The sequence below is a fragment of the Bradyrhizobium sp. UFLA05-89 genome (assembly GCF_059803475.1).
The window spans coordinates 1-16,769 of the sequence record NZ_JBANBA010000007.1 but is presented as its reverse complement, the minus strand read 5'-3'; the positions used below and the strand labels follow the sequence as shown (position 1 = coordinate 16,769).

16 protein-coding genes are annotated in these 16,769 nt (G+C 63.6%); 8 read left to right on the top strand and 8 right to left on the bottom strand.

Annotation, left to right across the window (positions count from 1 at the left end; all coding sequences use genetic code 11):
- Positions 1-67 precede the first annotated feature (67 nt).
- A complete protein-coding gene (locus SO139_RS05725) occupies positions 68-271 on the bottom strand; it encodes a cold-shock protein (protein ID WP_027523877.1) in 204 nt (67 codons plus the stop codon).
- A gap of 383 nt (positions 272-654) precedes the next feature.
- Between SO139_RS05725 and SO139_RS05720 the strand changes: the two genes are divergently transcribed.
- Positions 655-1,827, top strand: coding sequence for an autotransporter outer membrane beta-barrel domain-containing protein (locus SO139_RS05720; RefSeq protein ID WP_474804005.1), 1,173 nt, complete (start codon positions 655-657; stop codon positions 1,825-1,827).
- A 9-nt stretch (positions 1,828-1,836) separates the two neighbouring features.
- Here the strand turns inward: SO139_RS05720 and SO139_RS05715 are convergent, their stop codons facing one another.
- Entirely contained in the window at positions 1,837-2,880 is a 1,044-nt protein-coding gene (locus SO139_RS05715) for a LysR family transcriptional regulator (protein ID WP_449378518.1), read from the bottom strand.
- A 65-nt stretch (positions 2,881-2,945) separates the two neighbouring features.
- Here SO139_RS05715 and SO139_RS05710 point away from each other — a divergent pair, with 65 nt between their 5' ends.
- The 5 genes from SO139_RS05710 to SO139_RS05690 all read left to right on the top strand — a co-directional run bounded on the left by SO139_RS05710 (position 2,946) and on the right by SO139_RS05690 (position 6,498).
- Positions 2,946-3,563, top strand: a complete 618-nt coding sequence (locus SO139_RS05710; protein WP_449378517.1) for a hypothetical protein — start codon at positions 2,946-2,948, stop codon at positions 3,561-3,563.
- On the top strand, positions 3,550-4,170 hold the full coding sequence (locus tag SO139_RS05705; RefSeq protein WP_449378516.1) for a GNAT family N-acetyltransferase: 621 nt from the start codon (positions 3,550-3,552) through the stop codon (positions 4,168-4,170). Before SO139_RS05710 ends, SO139_RS05705 begins: the two co-directional genes overlap by 14 nt.
- A gap of 26 nt (positions 4,171-4,196) precedes the next feature.
- Positions 4,197-4,760 (top strand): cysteine hydrolase family protein, encoded by a 564-nt coding sequence (locus SO139_RS05700; RefSeq protein ID WP_449378515.1) that lies wholly within the window; start codon positions 4,197-4,199, stop codon positions 4,758-4,760.
- A gap of 26 nt (positions 4,761-4,786) precedes the next feature.
- Positions 4,787-4,969, top strand: coding sequence for a hypothetical protein (locus SO139_RS05695; protein WP_449378636.1), 183 nt, complete (start codon positions 4,787-4,789; stop codon positions 4,967-4,969).
- Between the two features lie 146 nt (positions 4,970-5,115).
- Positions 5,116-6,498 carry an aspartate aminotransferase family protein gene (locus SO139_RS05690; protein ID WP_449378514.1) on the top strand — a complete coding sequence of 461 codons (1,383 nt, stop codon included), beginning with the start codon at positions 5,116-5,118 and terminating at the stop codon, positions 6,496-6,498.
- Between the two features lie 166 nt (positions 6,499-6,664).
- Here SO139_RS05690 and rnd read toward each other — a convergent pair whose 3' ends face one another.
- From rnd to SO139_RS05665, 5 genes are all read right to left on the bottom strand, one after another.
- Complete coding sequence (rnd, locus tag SO139_RS05685; protein WP_449378513.1) at positions 6,665-7,813, bottom strand: ribonuclease D; 1,149 nt, start codon at positions 7,811-7,813, stop codon at positions 6,665-6,667.
- A gap of 397 nt (positions 7,814-8,210) precedes the next feature.
- Positions 8,211-9,530, bottom strand: coding sequence for an ABC transporter substrate-binding protein (locus SO139_RS05680; protein WP_498539769.1), 1,320 nt, complete (start codon positions 9,528-9,530; stop codon positions 8,211-8,213).
- Between the two features lie 10 nt (positions 9,531-9,540).
- Positions 9,541-10,410 (bottom strand): carbohydrate ABC transporter permease, encoded by an 870-nt coding sequence (locus tag SO139_RS05675; protein ID WP_449378511.1) that lies wholly within the window; start codon positions 10,408-10,410, stop codon positions 9,541-9,543.
- Entirely contained in the window at positions 10,407-11,357 is a 951-nt protein-coding gene (locus SO139_RS05670) for a carbohydrate ABC transporter permease (protein ID WP_449378510.1), read from the bottom strand. The genes SO139_RS05675 and SO139_RS05670 overlap by 4 nt, the downstream gene beginning before the upstream one ends.
- Before the next feature lies 1 nt (position 11,358).
- A complete protein-coding gene (locus SO139_RS05665) occupies positions 11,359-12,210 on the bottom strand; it encodes a phosphodiesterase (protein WP_449378509.1) in 852 nt (283 codons plus the stop codon).
- A 248-nt stretch (positions 12,211-12,458) separates the two neighbouring features.
- Here SO139_RS05665 and SO139_RS05660 point away from each other — a divergent pair, with 248 nt between their 5' ends.
- Positions 12,459-12,968: an REP-associated tyrosine transposase gene (locus SO139_RS05660; RefSeq protein WP_449378508.1), complete on the top strand. Its 510-nt coding sequence runs from the start codon at positions 12,459-12,461 to the stop codon at positions 12,966-12,968.
- A gap of 122 nt (positions 12,969-13,090) precedes the next feature.
- Here the strand turns inward: SO139_RS05660 and SO139_RS05655 are convergent, their stop codons facing one another.
- Positions 13,091-14,569: a protein adenylyltransferase SelO gene (locus tag SO139_RS05655; RefSeq protein WP_449378507.1), complete on the bottom strand. Its 1,479-nt coding sequence runs from the start codon at positions 14,567-14,569 to the stop codon at positions 13,091-13,093.
- Positions 14,570-14,763: 194 nt separating this feature from the next.
- Between SO139_RS05655 and aspS the strand changes: the two genes are divergently transcribed.
- The gene (aspS, locus tag SO139_RS05650) at positions 14,764-16,536 is read left to right on the top strand and encodes an aspartate--tRNA ligase (RefSeq protein WP_449378506.1); all 1,773 of its coding nucleotides are present in this window, start codon (positions 14,764-14,766) and stop codon (positions 16,534-16,536) included.
- The last annotated feature ends 233 nt before the right edge of the window (positions 16,537-16,769 follow it).

Below are 16,769 nucleotides of genomic sequence, written 5' to 3'. Positions count from 1 at the left end.
CACAAACGAAATCCCCCGGGCGGAGCCCGGGGGAATTCATGCGTGTCAGTCGATCGTGGGCAGAAAGTCAGTGAACCCTGAGGTTCTCCGCCGAGGTCTTGCCGCGGTTCTCCACGAGATCGTATTCAACCACCTGATTTTCATTAAGGGTGGTCAGCCCAGCGCGCTCGACTGCGGAGATATGGACGAACACGTCCTTGTCGCCGCCATTCGGCTTGATGAAGCCATAGCCCTTTGTCGGGTTGAACCATTTGACGGTGCCCTTTTGCATCGCCAGTCTCCTCCTTCAGACATAAAAAAGACGCGGTCACGTCTTTGCGCGTGCCACGCCACAAACGGGCTTCCGGAAGTCTGTTCGAGTCTTGAGTCTCAATGTCGCGAAACGCACAGTCGAGCGGCCAAATCCGATTGTGCCGGATATTGCAACATGAAAATCGCGCGCTAGCAAGCAGCGTGCAAAATTCAAGTCCCGATCCGGCGCGCGACGGCAGAGTTCGTGACCTGTGGCAGCGGTACCACAGGGCGGGGTAATCACCCCGTTCGATGCCGCCCAAGCGATTGACCCTTCACGCCGGTTCAGCGCAAATCGTCGCAGGTGCCGCGATGCGTGTTGCATTTTTGCGCGCCGCCATTTGCTTCGGGAATTGTGTCGTCATGCGCCGCCTATCGCAGCCTTCAGGGACTAGGCGGACGAGCCGGCCGGGTTTTGTCCGGCGGGCCGCGAGCATCACCGCGATCGCCCTTGCGCTCTCCCTGATGATCCTGGTCGCGCCGGCCCATGCGCAGACGCCGACACCAACGCCCACAGCGACCCCAACGCCCACCCCGACACCTACGCCGACACCTACGCCGTCACCGACGCCAACCGCGATGAACTACGGCCAGTCGGCGGGCAACACAACGCTCAACCTCGGCTCCAGTTTCCTGGAGCGGCTGGGCAACCAGGCCTCGAACGGCTTCGACCGGACCTCCCGCACCAATCCCGGCGGCGGCGGTGCTGCGGAGGCGGCGGAAGGGCCGCGCTACCGGACCTGGTTTGAGGGTTACGGCATTTCAACGCGAACCGACGCGCAGGGTGACTTCGTCGGCGACAAGCGCACGACCATCGGCGGAGTCGCGGGCTTCGGCGCGCGGCTTGCGCCGGGAGTCAATCTCGGCTTCTCCGTCGATCAGAGCCATACCGACATCGACGTGCCTCTGGCGCTGCAATCGGCGACGCTGGATCTGACCCAGCTCGGCGTCAACGGCTCGGTCGACAAGGGACCCTGGACCTGGGCTTTTGCGCTCGTGCACGGCTTCGGCAACGTCCATTCCAGCCGGGACACCGGCTTCGGCTTTGCGACCGCGGGCTATCGCGCCACCATCGACGGCGCGCTGACCGAGATGAGCTACTACTGGACCCAGGACCAGGCCCGCTTCGTCCCGAAAGGTGCGCTGGAATATGTCCGCGCCACCAGCGCCTCGTTTCAGGAGACGGGCAGCCTCTTTCCCCTGACCGTCGGCTCGTCCGCACTCGCTCGCGCGCGCCTCATGCTCGGCGCCGAGGTCGGGCGCTACTTCATATTCGACCAGAAGATCCTGGACCTCTCCGCCTACGGCAAGTTCGTCGACAATTTCTATCAGGACCTGGGATCGATCCAGGTCAGCCTCGGCACGCAGGGCCTCGTAGTGCCCGGCATCGGCGAGAGCCGCTACGGCCTCGACACCGGCGCGTCCGCTTCGCTCAGCCTGACCAACACTGCGCGCCTCTACGTCAATTATGACGGTAAGTTCCGCAACGAGTTGCGGTCACACCAGGGCACGGTCGGCTTCGAGTACAGATGGTAGCGCCGCCGATCAGGTTGGCGCCGCCGCAACATAGCCCATCAGGCCAAAGCTCTCCCGGACCGCCGCCATCATCGGCACCAGCGCGTTCGGGTGGATGAACTCGTCGCGGAAGCAGGGATAGGTGCGCGGATCGAAGATCTTCTTCAGCCACTCGACCACGATCTTGTGCCGTTCGGAGGCGCGGAATTCCTTGTGATAGGTGAGCCAGAGATCGGCGTGGTGACTGACGCCGAGATCGACGGCGACGAGCGGCGCGCCGAGTGCGATCGACACCGTGGGCAGAAAGCCGATGCCGGCGCCGCGTTCCACTGCATAGAGCACGCCGACCGACGAGTTGGTCTTGATTCCGACGATGCCCTCGAGCGACTTGAGCCCCAGGATGCGGGCATAAGCCGTGTCGTCGACCTGCGGTGCATTCTGCTTGATGATCCGATGGTTCGGCAACTCGGCAAGCGTGCCAGGCACGCCGTGCAGGCTCTCGTAATCCTTCGAGACGAAAGGATAGATGTGCAGCCGGCCAAGCTTGGCCACGATCAGATCCGGATTGGTGGGCGGCTCCAGCTGGATCGCAATATCGGACTCCAGGCGCGCAACATCGGCCTGCTCCATCGCGCAGCGCAGGTCGACGGTGATCTTGCGATAGGTCTTCTGGAAGTCGATCAGCCGCGGCAGTATCCAGAAATTGCCGGGCCCTTCCGTGACTGCGACGCGCACGGTGCCCGTTGCGTCGCTCGAGCTACGCGAGGCGCGGCGAAATACATTGAAGGCGTAACGCTCCATCAACGTGACATCGGAGATCATCGCCGTGCCTTCGTCGCTCAGCGTCAATCCGCTCTGGTCGCGCAGGAACAGCTTGCAGCCGATGCTCTCTTCGAGCCGGTCGATCCGGCGCATCAGCGTCGTTGACGTGAGGCCGAGCTCCTCAGCGGCGTTGCGGAAACTTTTATATTTCGCGCAAGCTAAAAACAGCTTCAAATCGTCCCAGGATGCATCCAGGGGCTCATCGCTGCGGTGCTGCGTCATCGCAGCACCCCGGTGCAATAGTTGCTGCATACACCTGTTCCTTACCCGCTAAGCTCCTCACCCTAACGGGACGAACCAAACGATAGAGGGGTGGGATGGGTATGGAAAGGGGCTCCTTCGCCGCAAGGCATGAATTTGACGCGCTGCCGCTCAGCCCAGACATCGATGTCCATTGTGCGCAATTTTCCGAAATTGCTGCACTTGCCGACATGGCGCACCGGTTAGTCCCCGGCGTGCGGATCGGCGAGCAGGAACTAGCACGCTATTTCACCTTCGATTCTCAATGTCTTCTGACGTTCACGCGGAACGGCGCGCTGGTCGGAGGCATGGCCTTCCTGTTTCTCAATGAGCGCGGCCATGACGCGCTGCTGCTCGACGAGATCTGCCTGACCAGGCCCGACATCCGGCATCTCGCATCTGGCGACGAGGAGGTCTCGGCCACCTACATCTGGGCTATCGCGACCACCGGCCGCGGGATTGCCGGTCTAGGCAAGGCGGCTGCGCATCTGCGGCAGCCGCGGTTACGAAGCGCCGATTGTTTCGCGCAGCCGTCGACGGCGGCAGGACGCGACATCATGAAAGCGACGGGTTTTGAGCCTATCGCGAGCTTTCAGCCCGACCTCTGGTGTTACGAGCGGCCATGGAATCGACTGCCCATACGCAGGCGGGGCGTGATGATTGAAGCAGGGAGTCTTGCAGATGCACGGCACTAGAATTCCTTTAGCCAAACCCGACTCGCGCGCCATCACGATCCGCATCGCGCGTGATCCCAGCGATCTCATGCTGGTCACTGCCATCCGATCGGCGGTCTATCTCGCCGAGCAGGATTGTCCTTTCGAGGAAGAGTTCGACGGCAACGATTTGGTCGCCGCACATTTCATCGGCTTCATCGGCAACGAGCCCGCCGGCTGCCTGCGGGTTCGCTTCTTCGGCGAGTTCGCCAAGGTCGAGCGGCTCGCGGTGCGCCACCAGTACCGTCGCTCGCGCGTGTCGTTCAAGCTCGTGCAGGCGAGCGTCGACTATGTGAAGCGCAAGGGCTTCCGCAAGATCTATGGGCAGGCGCAGGACCGGCTGGTGGACTTCTGGGCCCATTTCGGCGCCAAGCCGCTGGGCCACAATCGCAAGATCACCTTCTCGGATTTTTCCTATACCGAGATGGTGCTCGAGATCGAGCCGGGACCGGACGCGATCACGCTGGACAGTGATCCTTACGTGATCATCCGCCCCGAGGGCGATTGGGATCGGCCGGGAGTGCTCGATGCCTCGGCGGGACGGGCGGTGACATCGCCACTGCGTAACGTCTCGATGACCCAGCGCTAAAAATTGGTGCAGCTACGAACAGAAAAATGCCGGACTCCATTCACGACGATCCGCCGATCCTGGTTTGCGCCGATCTGCAGGTCGAATATCTGACACCCGGGCGTCGCCATGTCATTCTCGACGGCGACGCCACGACCTCGCGCTGCCTGGAGTTGTTGACGCTGTGGCGCGACAATCTCTGGCCGGTGATGCACATCAAGCGCATTGCGCAGGCCGCCTGGTTCAATCCGGCATCCAAGCTGACCGATTGGATTGTTGAGCTGAGGCCGCGCCCCGGGGAGATGACGTTTGAGCATCCTCTGCCGTCAGCCTACAGTTCCGCGCGGTTTGCGGACTACAGCGCGAACATCCGAAATATCCGCTGCGTGTTGCTCGGCTTTTCGCTCGACGAGACGATTTTGGCGACAGTGGTCGACGGGTTTCACCGGAGCCATCGTTACCAGGTTGTCACTGACGCGGTCGCCTGCCGCCATCCGGGCCATGGCGACGCAGCCGACTACAAGCAGTCGGTGGTGAACGTGATCAGTAATTTTGCTACTCTTCGCCCCAGCGCCGAGCTCATCAGGACCACCGGCGCCATCGCGGTATAGACGGGCGCGGCCCGCGACGAGGGTGATTGACGACATTGTCCCGGGGGCAAGAGCTGGAAGGTCTGGTTGGCGATCTGTCGCGCGCCCTTGAAGTCGCGCGCCGGCTCGGCCTGTCGACGACCGTCTATCTGCTCTCAATGGCGCTTGTCGAGGCGCGCGAGGCGGCCGAGGCTGCCTCGGATGGCAGCGACGATGACGGAGCTGCCTGAACCGGCACTTTACTGTTTCCTGCAACGCAGCCGTGCTGCCGACGAATTGACGTTGCAAGTTGTGACGTGTCGCAATAGCCAAGTGACGACGCCGTCGACAGACGAGCTCCGTTTTGACGCGAGCCGAAGGCTGAAGGAATGATATGATGACCATGCTGCCCAATTCGCAAGAAGCCCGCGATGTGGCCTTCCAGCTTCATCCCTATACCAACGCGCGCACCCATCAGCAGAATGGCCCGCTGGTGATCGAGCGCGGCGAGGGGCCCTATGTCTTCGACGCCGCGGGCAAGCGCTATTTCGAGGCGATGGCCGGCCTGTGGAGCGTCGGGCTCGGCTTCAACGAGAAGCGGCTGGTCGAGGCTGCGTACCGGCAGATGCAGGCCCTGCCATTCTACCACGTGTTCTCCGCGAAATCGCATGGGCCCTCGATCGATCTCGCCGAGAAGCTCGTTGCCCTCGCGCCGGTACCGATGAGCAAGGTGTTCTTCACCAACTCCGGCTCAGAGGCCAATGACACGGTGCTGAAGCTGATCGCTTATCGTTCGAACGCCCTCGGACAGTCGCAGCGCAAGAAGGTGATCAGCCGCATGCGCGCCTATCACGGCGTCACGATCGCCTCCGCAAGCCTCACCGGCCTGCCGAACAATCACCGCTCCTTCGATCTTCCGTTGCCGAATATCCTGCATACGGGCTCACCGCATTTCTACAAGGACGGCCAGCCCGGCGAGAGCGAGGAAGCCTTTGCGACGCGGCGCGCCGAGGAGCTGGAAGCGCTGATCGTGAGGGAAGGTCCGGACACCATCGCGGCCTTTTTCGGCGAGCCGGTGATGGGGGCAGGCGGCGTGATCGTTCCTCCCGCGACCTATTGGGACAAGGTCCAACAGGTCCTGAAGAAGTATGACATCCTGCTCGTCGCCGACGAGGTCATTTGCGGCTTCGGCCGCACCGGCAAGATGTTCGGCTGCGACACCTACAACATCAAGCCAGATGCGATCGTCCTCTCCAAGCAGATCACCTCGAGTTATTTCCCGTTCTCGGCGGTACTGATGAATGACCGGATGTTCGAGCCGATCGCGGACGAGAGCAACAAGATCGGCGTCCTCGGCCACGGCTTCACGGCAGGCGGTCATCCGGTCGGCGCGGCGGTCGCGCTGGAAAACCTCAAGATCATCGAGGAGCGCGGCCTGGTCGCGTATGCTGCGGAGGCGGGAGCCCATCTGCAGGCGCGGCTGGGTGAGCTTTCGAGCCATCCGCTGGTCGGCGAAATCCGCGGCGTCGGCATGATCGCCGCGATCGAACTCGTGCTCGACAAGCAGCGCAAGACGGCAGCAAGCACGCCGGGCGCCGTCGGCGGCATCGCGGCGCGCATGCTCCAGGAGCGCGGCGTCATCTCGCGCAACATGCTCGACGCCATCGCCATCTGCCCGCCGCTGATCGTCACCAAGGCCCAGATCGACGAGCTGGTCGGCACCATCGCGGGCGTGCTGGACGACATGAAGGCGGAGGCTGCAAAGCTGACGCCGGCTTGAGGGGCGCTTGTCACACTTTCGGTGTCGTCCTGGCGAAAGCCAGGACCCATACCGCGTGACGATAGCGGGTGGCACGAGTATCGAACGACGAGTCTTCGTCAAACTCCTCCCTGGGTAATGGGTCCTGGCTTTCGCCAGGACGACCCTGGGGAGAGATTGCGGGCTATTACGCCCGGCTGACACCGACCACGCGGCCCTTGTCGATCGCAAGCGCGAGCTGGCCGTGCTTCAACTTCAGGGCGGCGTCGCCGAACAGCTCGCGGCGCCAGCCGCGCAGCGCGGGCACGTCGGCCTCGTCATCGGCTGCGATCTCTTCGAGATCGTCGACGGTCGCAATTACCTTGCTCGCCACAGCATGGCGCTCCGCGGTCATGCGCAGCAACACCTTCAGCAGCTCGACGATCGCCGCGCCGTTGGAATTGTTGCGCGGCTTCTCCAGCTTCGGCAGCTTCGAGAGGTCGCGCGCCAGCCCGCGCTCGACCGCGGCGATGATGTCCGCGCCCCACCTGGATTTTTCAAAACCCTTCGGCACCGAGCGCAGATGGGCAAGCTTTTCCAGCGTGGTCGGCGCGTGGGTCGCGATGTCGCTGATCGCGTCGTCACGCAGCACGCGGCCGCGCGGCACGTCGCGGCTTTGCGCTTCCTGCTCGCGCCAGGCCGCGACCTCCATTAGCACCGCCAGATCCTTCGGCTTGCGCACCCGCGTCTTGAGCCGCTCCCAGGCGCGCTCGGGATGGAAGTCGTAGGTGCGGGGTGAGGTCAGGATCTCCATCTCGATGGAGACCCATTCGCTGCGGCGGCGCTTCTTCAGGTCGGCATCGAGCGCGGCGAACACCTCGCGCAGGTGTGTGACGTCGGAGACCGCATAGTGCATCTGCTCCTTCGTCAGCGGCCGGCGCGACCAGTCGGTGAAGCGATGGGTCTTGTCCGGCCGATGGCCGGTGACCTTCTCGACGAGCTGGTCATAGGCGATGCTGTCGCCATAGCCGAGCACCATGGCCGCGACCTGGGTGTCGAACACTGGATGCGGGATGATGTTGGCCTGGTGCCAGATGATCTCGATGTCCTGGCGGGCGGCGTGGAAGACCTTCAGGACCTTCTCGTTGCCCATCAGCTCGAAGAAGGGTTTGAGGTCGATGCCCTCGGCGAGGGCATCGATGACCACGGCCTCCTTGGGGCTCGCCATCTGCACCACGCACAGGAGCGGGTAGTAGGTGGTCTCGCGCAGGAACTCGGTATCGACGGTAATGACGGGATGCTCGGCCAGCCGGCTGCAGGCAGCGGCTAGGTCAGCGGTGGTGGTAATCAGATCCATGAACGGCCCATGACACGTACATCAGCCGTTCTGCCGAAAGTGCTGTGATGTCAAGGGGGTTGGAACGAATTCGGAGCTTGATTTCGGCCGGAATCGCCCCTGCCGACCGCGGACGGGCCAATCCGCAGGTCGCGGACGCGAAATCCTACTCGTACCGGATCCGTTGCGACGGCTTTCGCCCGCAGGGCAGTGCCACCACGACCACGCACATGGCGAGCATCGCCAGTCCCAGAAACTCGAAAACCAACAGATCCACGGCCAACTCCCCGAAAGATCCGTAGATTTGTCGGGGCCGAATTGACGGTCTGTTAATTGTCGTGGTTACCGGCGCCGGGGCGGGCCGAATGGTGGACGGGAGGTTAACGGGCGCTCCGTTTGCCGGAGCGCCCGTTTGACCTTACGGCAGCTTCAACGCCGTCTCGGCGTTGTAGGGCTTGAGCAGCTCGTCGGCGGCCTTCTGGGCGGCGGCGAGCGCATCCTTCGGCTGCTTCTTGCCGTTCAGGACCAGCATCACCTCGTCCTCGAGGGTCTTGCGGACCGGCACGGTCTTGTAGGTCGCGAACCAGGGCTTTGCGACGTCGAGCTGGTCGACCGCCGTCTTCGCGTCCGGATTCTTGCCGAGGAAGTCGAGCATCTCCGGCGTCTTGTAGGCGGCCATGTTCGGGGCGAAATAGCCCGTGGCACGGCTCCACCAGCCGCTCTTCTCCGGCGAGGTCATCCACTTGATCAGCGTCCAGGCCGCCTTCTGCTTGTCGGCTTCGAGGCCCGCCGGGATGATCAGCGAGGCACCGCCGATCGGCACGGCGTTGCGGACGTTGCGCGGGATGAACGCGACCTTGTAGGGGAATTTGGCGTTGTCGCGCACGTAAGTGAGCGAGCCCGTCGAGAGCATCATCATCGAGGCGTTCCCGGAGATGAAGGCAGTGCTCACGGCCGGGCCTGGCGTTGCGCCCGGCGGATGCACCTTGTGCTTGGCGATGAGGTCGTTCCACCAGGAGAGCGCGCCGAGCATCGACGGCGTGTCGTAATAGACTTCGCCGCCGAACTCCTCGTTGTAGTAACGCCCGCCATTGGACATGGTGAGCGTCTCCATCATCCAGCCGCAATAGTCATAGGCGCAGGGAATCTCGATGCCCCAGCGCGTGACCTTGTCGCCCTCGCGCTTGGTGAGCTTCTTGGCCCAGTCGGTGACCTCGGCCCAAGTCTGCGGTGGCTTGTCGGGATCGAGCCCCGCTTCCTTGGCGTGCTCGGCGTTGATGTAGAGCAGCGGCGTCGAGTTGTGGAACGGCACGCCATAGACCGAGCGGTTGATCACGGCGTTGCCGTGCAGTGCGGGGAAGAACTGGCCGAGGAATTGCGCCTTGGTGGTGCCGTCGGCGGCGATCAGGGAATCGAGATTGGTGAGCTCGTTCTCGATCTGCATGTCCAGGAGGAAGTTCGCCGACATGATCACGGCCGCCGGCGGCTTGCCGGCCTTGATCGCGGCGCGCGTCTTGATCAGCGTGTCGTCATAGGAGCCGGTATAGACCGCGGTCGCCTTGACCTCGGGATGGGTCTCGTTGAACTCCTTGATCATGGTGCCCATGTCGCGGGCGAGCTTGCCGTCGACGGGGACGGGGAAGAACAAGTCGATCTCGGTCGGGCCTTCGGCAAAGGCTGGAAAGGCGAGGGCGCCTGCGATGGTGAGGCCGAGCGCAAGCCGGCGGGAGAGCAGCATCGAAAATCTCCTATTTGATGCCTGAGGTGACGAAAGAGCTGATGAAGCGCTTCTGGAAGATCAGGAAGGTGACGAGCAGCGGCGCGATCACGATCAGGGTGCCGGCGGCAATGGTGCCCCAGGCCTGAGTGCCTTCGGCGGTCTTGGTGAAGACGGAAAGCCCGACGGTCAGCGGGCGCTTGTCCGGCGAGTTGATCACCATCAGCGGCCAGAGGAAGTCGTTCCAATGGCTCGTTACGGAGACGATGGCGAAGGCCGAAAAGCTCGGCAGCGACAGCGGCACGTAGATGTGGCGGATGCGCGCGAACACGCCGGCGCCGTCGATCAGGGCTGCATCCTCAAGCTCGGTCGGGATGGCCTCGAAGGCCTGTCGCATCAGGAAGGTGCCGAAGGCCGAGGCGAAGAACGGCATCATCACACCGGTCAAGGTGTCGTAGAGGCCGAGCTTTGCCACCAGCGTCAGGTTCGGCACGATGAGCAGCACCGGCACCAGCATGAGCTGGAGCAGGAAGAGATAGAAGATCAGCGACTTTCCGGCAAAGGAAAGTCGCGCAAAAGCAAAGCCCGCCAGAGTCACGGTCACGAACTGCACCAGCAGGATGCCGGTGCAGATGATTGTGGTGTTGAGGAAGTAGCGCGGGAAATCGCCGATGTCCCAGGCATCCTTGATATTGTCGAGCGTGGGTTTCAGGCTCGGCATCAGCTCGGCCATCGCGTTGATGCCGTCGGAGGCGGGGCGGAGCGTTGCCACTGCCATCCACAGGAACGGGATCAGCCAGACCAGCGCGAGCAGCACCACCAGCGCAAATCCGAGCTTTGGCGTGATCTCGTTGCGGGTCGCGAGCGGCGCGTGCGTGAACAATCCCTTGAACGGGTTCATGGCCCGCCCTCGCGGTTCGCAAGAGTCCGGAAGGACAGCGCCGTCAGGCCCATCAGCACGCCGAGCGAGAGCAGCGTTGCTGCCGAGGCCTTCCCGACGTCGTAATGCTCGACCGCCTGCTCGTAGATGTAGAACAGCACGAGATTGGTCGCGTTCGATGGCCCGCCCTGGGTCATGACGAAGACATGGTCGACCTGCGTCACGGCATTGAGGCCGGCGATCACGGTGACGAACAGGAAGGTGGGCTTAAGCTCCGGCAGGATGATGTAGCGCAGGCGCTGCCAAGGCCCCGCGCCGTCGAGATAGGAGGCTTCCATCGCGTCCTCCGGCACCGCCTGGAGGCCTGCGAGGAAGAACAGCATGTAGTAGCCGGCGTTTTTCCAGATCGTGATTACCATGATCACGATCAGCGCGACGTCGGGATCGCCGAGCCAGTTGGGCAGCACCGGAACCAGGCGGCCGACATAGTAGTCGAGCAGTCCGACGTTGGGCAGGAAGATGAACAGGAACAGCGCGGAGGCGGCGACCATCGGGATCAGCACTGGCAGGAACAGCGCGGCGCGCAGCGCGCTCGTCACCGCATTGGTACGCGACAGCGCCAGCGCAAAGAGGCAGGCGAGCGCCATGCTCGGCACCACGGTGCCGACCGCATAGATGAGATTGTTGACGACGGCGCCTGTGAAAGCGGGGTCGGCGAGCACCGCCGCCAAATTGTCCAGCCCGACGAAGCGGCTCGGCGCCCGCGGCGTGGCACGCTGATAGAGCGCATCGACGATCACCCGTCCGACCGCGCCGTAGGTGAAGGCTGCGAGGAAGATGAGCGAGGGCAACAGCAGCAGATAGGCCGGAAGCGAGGCCTTGAAGCCGGCGGTGAACCTTTGGAGGACGTTGAGGCGCGGCGGTGCTGATCGGGTAACGGCGAGCGGTGCTGGTTCGGCCAGGCTCATCTCACCGCGCCGGGAAGTTGAGCGCATAGTCGCGATCGTCCATTCCCTCTGGCGGAGAGAAGGGGAAACGCAGGTTGGTGTCGAGGAAGTCGTGGCTGTGCACGACCAGGTTCTCCTGGTCGATCAGCACCACGCCATAGGCCGGCGGCTCATGGCTTGCGAGATGATTGGTGGCCTTCGGATCGAGCTCGAACCAGACCTGGTGGTTGGTGCCGCGCAGGGTGGAGAAGGGGATCTTGCCGTAGCTGCCCGAGATCGGCCGGTGCACATGGCCGAAGAAGAGGTGGCGGATACGCGCGCGATAGGGCGCGATCACCTCGGCAAATTCAGCGCTCTGCTTCAGCGCGATCTCGTCCATCGCGTGGACGCCGACCGGGAACGGCGGATGATGCATGAAGATGAGGAACGGCATCGCTGCGGGCGCGGCGGCAAGCGTGTCCGCAAGCCAGCCGAGACGCTTTGTGCACATCTCGCCGGCGTCGCTGGTCTCGTCCAGCGTGTCGAGGAAGACGAACAGGCCGTGCTCTGTCGTGCGCGTGCCCTGCACGAAACCATTGGGATCGCGGGGCGCCGCCTTGAGCCCGTCAAGGCAGGCGACGCGGCGGTCATGATTGCCGACCATGGCGATGTGGGGAATCCCAAGCGGGGCCATCGCAGCGGCGAAATCCGCGTAAGCCGCGGCATCACCCCAATGGGTGAGATCGCCGGTCACGACCGCAAAGGCGGCATCGGCATGGTGCGTGTTGATGTCATCGATGGCGGCGTCGAGGCGGGCGCGCGGATCGAGGCCGTAGAGTTTCAGGCCCGGGCCCGCAAGATGCGTGTCGGTGAGGTGGATGAATTTGAAAGGCATGGCGCGCGTATCAGGTCTCTGGGAGGATGGTCGCCTCCGGCAAGACGGCCCGCCAGCCGGTTAGAGTGCGAGTGTTTCAGTTTGATGACGATGATTGCCGATGCGACAAATTGTTGGGCAGAACGGCAGACGGGGTCAACCGGGTCGTCTCGCGGTGCGGTATTTGAACGACGCACTGCGTAGGGTGGATTAGTCGAAGGCGTAATCCACCCCTGTTCGCCAACTTCAAGTTGTGCTACTTGCCGCAGATGTCTGACTACCGCCGCGCATTCGTCCCCGGAGGTTGCTGGTTCTTCACGGTGAACCTACTTGATCGACGCAAGGCTATTTTAATCGAGCAGATCGAAACTTTGCGAGAGGCTGTCGCCGCAACGTGTCGGAGCCATCCGTTCGGCATCAATGCGTTCGTGGTCCTGAAGCTGCCGTCGGGCGATTCCGACTTCTCGGTGCGCTGGCGGTTGATCAAGACCCGGTTTGCGAAAGCGCTGCCAGCGAACGAACGGTTGAGCGCTATCCGTGCAGCTCGAAACGAGCGTGGCATCTGGCAGCGCCGTTTTTGGGAGCACCTGATCCGCGATGAAGCGGACTACGCGCGCCATGTCGAATACTGCTATTACAACCCCGTAAAGCACGGGCACGTCTCCAGGGTGCGCGATTGGCCGTACTCGTCGTTTCACCGCGATGTTCGCGCCGGATTGTTTCCGGAAGATTGGGGCGGGGACTCCGAGGCTATCGGAGGGTTCGGAGAGCGGATGTGATGGCTGCGTCAGTTCGTAGGGTGGGTTAGCGAAGCGTAACCCACCTCTTTAGTTTCCACGTAGTGAGAAAGGTGGTGGATTACGCCTTTGGCTAATCCACCCTACGAAGTTGCAATCGCCTCTCACGTCCCGCAAAACGTCCGCAGCACGCGCTGGTCCGGTAGCGGCGGGTCCTGATAGGCCGCATACTCCGGCTGATCCTCGTACGGCTTGGCCAGCACCTTCACCAGTTCCTCGAACGGTGCGTAGTTGTCGTCATCCACCGCAGCCCGGATCACCGCTTCGACGCGATGGTTGCGCGGGATGAGGGCGGGATTGACGGCGTGCATGGTGGCTTGCCGCTCTGCGGCCGATTGCGGCTCCGAAGCGAGACGCTCGCGCCAGCGTTTGGCCCACTCGTCGAACGCGCTCGGATCCATGAACTGCGCGCGGACATGCTCGTCGGCGGCGGCATCGCCCGCTACGTCGCCCAGCTTGCGGAAGGTGAGGGCAAAGTCGGCAGCGTTCTTCGCCATCGCATCCAGCAGGTCCTGGATTAGCGCCTCGTCGCCGTCACGCTCCGTGAACAGTCCAACCTTCCTGCGCAGGCCTGCCTGATAGGCCTTGCTGAACGCGTCTGGAAACGCGCCAAGAATGTCCTGCGCCTGTTCGATCGCCTTCTCCTGATCGTCGGAGAACAGCGGCAAGAGGCATTCGGCGAGCCGCGTCAGATTCCACAGTGCGATGCGCGGCTGGTTGGCATAGGCGTAGCGACCCATCTCGTCGATCGACGAGAACACCTGCGCGGGATCGTAGGAGTCCATGAAAGCGCAGGGGCCGTAATCGATGGTCTCGCCCGAGATCGAGGTGTTGTCGGTGTTCATCACGCCATGGATGAAGCCGACCAGCAGCCAGCGCGCGACGAGGTCGGCCTGCCGTGCCACGACGCCGGCGAGCAGCGCGTGATAGGGGCGCTCTGCACCACGCAGCTCCGGATAGTGCCTGTCGATGACGTGGTCGGCGAGGGCGCGGATCGCATCGGTGTCGCGGCGCGCTGCAAAATATTGGAAGGTGCCGACGCGGATGTGGCTCGACGCCACGCGGGTCAGGACTGCGCCCGGCAGCGCCGTCTCGCGGATCACGTGCTCGCCGGTGACGACGGCGGCAAGCGAGCGCGTGGTCGGGATGCCCAGGGCGTACATCGCTTCGCTGACCACATACTCGCGCAGCACTGGCCCGAGCGCGGCACGGCCGTCGCCGCGGCGGGAGAACGGGGTGGGGCCCGAGCCCTTGAGCTGGATGTCGCGGCGGACGCCGTCCTTGTCGATGACCTCGCCGAGCAGGATCGCCCGGCCATCCCCGAGCTGGGGCACGAACTGCCCGAACTGGTGCCCGGCATAGGCCATGGCGATGGGGTCCGCGCCGGCGGGAACCGTCTTGCCGGCCAGGATCTCGGCGCCCTCCGGCGTCTCCAGCAGGTCCGGATCAAGCCCAAGATGGATGGCAAGCGGCCGGTTCAGCTTGATCAGCCGGGGCGCGGCGACCGGGGTCGGTGCCACGCGGGCGAAGAAGGTGTCCGGCAGCGCCGAATAGGAGTTCTGGAACGGGAAATGGACGGTCATGGTCGTAAATGTAGGGCTGGAACGCCCGTCAGCAAAGGCTCAGGCCAGGCTCGTATAAAAATGGGCATTCCGGGCCCAAAACAGGCCGTTCCCTTGGTTGCCGCACCGGGCCTCGTCGGGTAAACCCAGCCACAACTTCGGATCGGCCTTTTGGGCCGTCCGATTCGATCCTCCGACATCATTTTGGGACTACCATGCATCGCTACCGGTCACATACATGCGGCGCGCTCCGCGAGAGCCACATCGGCGAGACGGTCCGCCTTTCCGGCTGGGTCCATCGCGTCCGCGACCATGGCGGCGTGCTGTTCATCGACCTGCGCGACCATTACGGCCTGACCCAGTGCGTGGTGGACCCGGACTCGCCGGCGTTCTCGCTGGCCGAGAAGCTGCGCTCGGAATACGTGGTGCGTATGGACGGCAAGGCCCGCCGCCGCCCGGAAGGCACCGACAATGACGACCTGCCGACCGGCAAGGTCGAGGTCTACGTCAGCGAGATCGAGGTGCTGGGCCCGGCCGGCGACCTGCCGCTGCCGGTGTTCGGCGACCAGGAATACCCTGAAGACATTCGCCTGAAATACCGCTTCCTCGACCTGCGCCGCGAGAAGCTGCACCAGAACATCATGACGCGCGTCGCGATCATCGATTCCATGCGCCAGCGGATGAAGGCGCAGGGCTTCTTCGAGTTCAACACGCCGATCCTGACCGCGTCCTCGCCGGAAGGCGCGCGCGACTTCCTGGTGCCGTCGCGCATCCATCCCGGCAAGTTCTACGCGCTGCCGCAGGCGCCGCAGCAATACAAGCAGCTGCTGATGATGTCGGGCTTCGACCGCTACTTCCAGATCGCGCCCTGCTTCCGCGACGAGGACCCGCGCGCCGACCGTCTGCCCGGCGAGTTCTACCAGCTCGACGTCGAGATGAGTTTTGTCACGCAGGACGACGTCTTCGCGGCGATGGAGCCTGTCATCACCGGCGTGTTCGAGGAGTTCGCCAAGGGCAAGCCGGTGACGAAGGGCTGGCGGCGGATTCCGTTCGCCGAGGCCTTGCGCAAATACGGCAGCGACAAGCCGGACCTGCGCAACCCCATCGAGATGCAGGACGTCTCCGAGCACTTCCGCGGCTCCGGCTTCAAGGTATTCGCGCGCATGCTCGAAGACCCCAAGAACCAGGTCTGGGCGATCCCGGCCGCAGGCGGCGGCAGCCGCGCCTTCTGCGACCGCATGAACTCCTGGGCGCAGGGCGAGGGCCAGCCCGGCCTCGGCTACATCATGTGGCGTGAGGGCGGCGAGGGCGCAGGTCCGCTGGCAAACAACATCGGGCCGGAACGCACGGCTGCGATCCGCGCGCAGCTCGGCGTGAAGGAGGGCGATGCCGCCTTCTTCGTCGCCGGTGATCCCGACAAGTTCTGGAAGTTTTCGGGGCTCGCCCGCAACAGGGTCGGCGAGGAGTTGAACCTCACCGACAAGGAGCGGTTCGAGCTCGCCTGGATCGTCGACTTCCCGATGTACGAGTACAACGAGGACGACAAGAAGGTCGACTTCTCGCACAACCCGTTCTCGATGCCGCAGGGCGGCCTGGAAGCGTTGAAGGGCCAGGATCCTCTGACCATCAAGGCCTTCCAGTACGACATCACCTGCAACGGCTACGAGATTGCCTCGGGCGGCATCCGCAACCATGTGCCCGAAGCGATGGTGAAGGCGTTCGAGATCGCCGGCTATGGCGAGCAGGAAGTGGTCGAGCGTTTTGGCGGAATGTACCGCGCCTTCCAGTACGGCGCGCCGCCGCATGGCGGCATGGCCGCGGGCGTCGACCGCATCGTGATGCTGCTCTGCGGCACGACGAACCTGCGCGAGATCTCGCTGTTCCCGATGAACCAGCAGGCCATGGACCTCCTGATGGGCGCGCCATCGGAAGCCACGACCAAGCAGCTCCGCGAGCTCCACGTTCGGGTGAACCTGCCGCAGAAGTGATGCTTCGCCTCTTCCCGCGCTTGTCCCGCCGAAGCGTCAGCGAAGGCGGATGCGGGGAGAGGCTGCATCCACATCGTCATTGCGAGCGCAGCGAAGCAATCCAGAGTCCCACCGCGGGAATATTCTGGATTGCTCACATGGGGAGTTGGTGTGTCAAGGTGGTTGGTCAGCTCTTTGTTCGATTGCAGGCCAGCTCTTCGTCCCGACCGTTGGAGTGTGAAGATGGCGCGCGC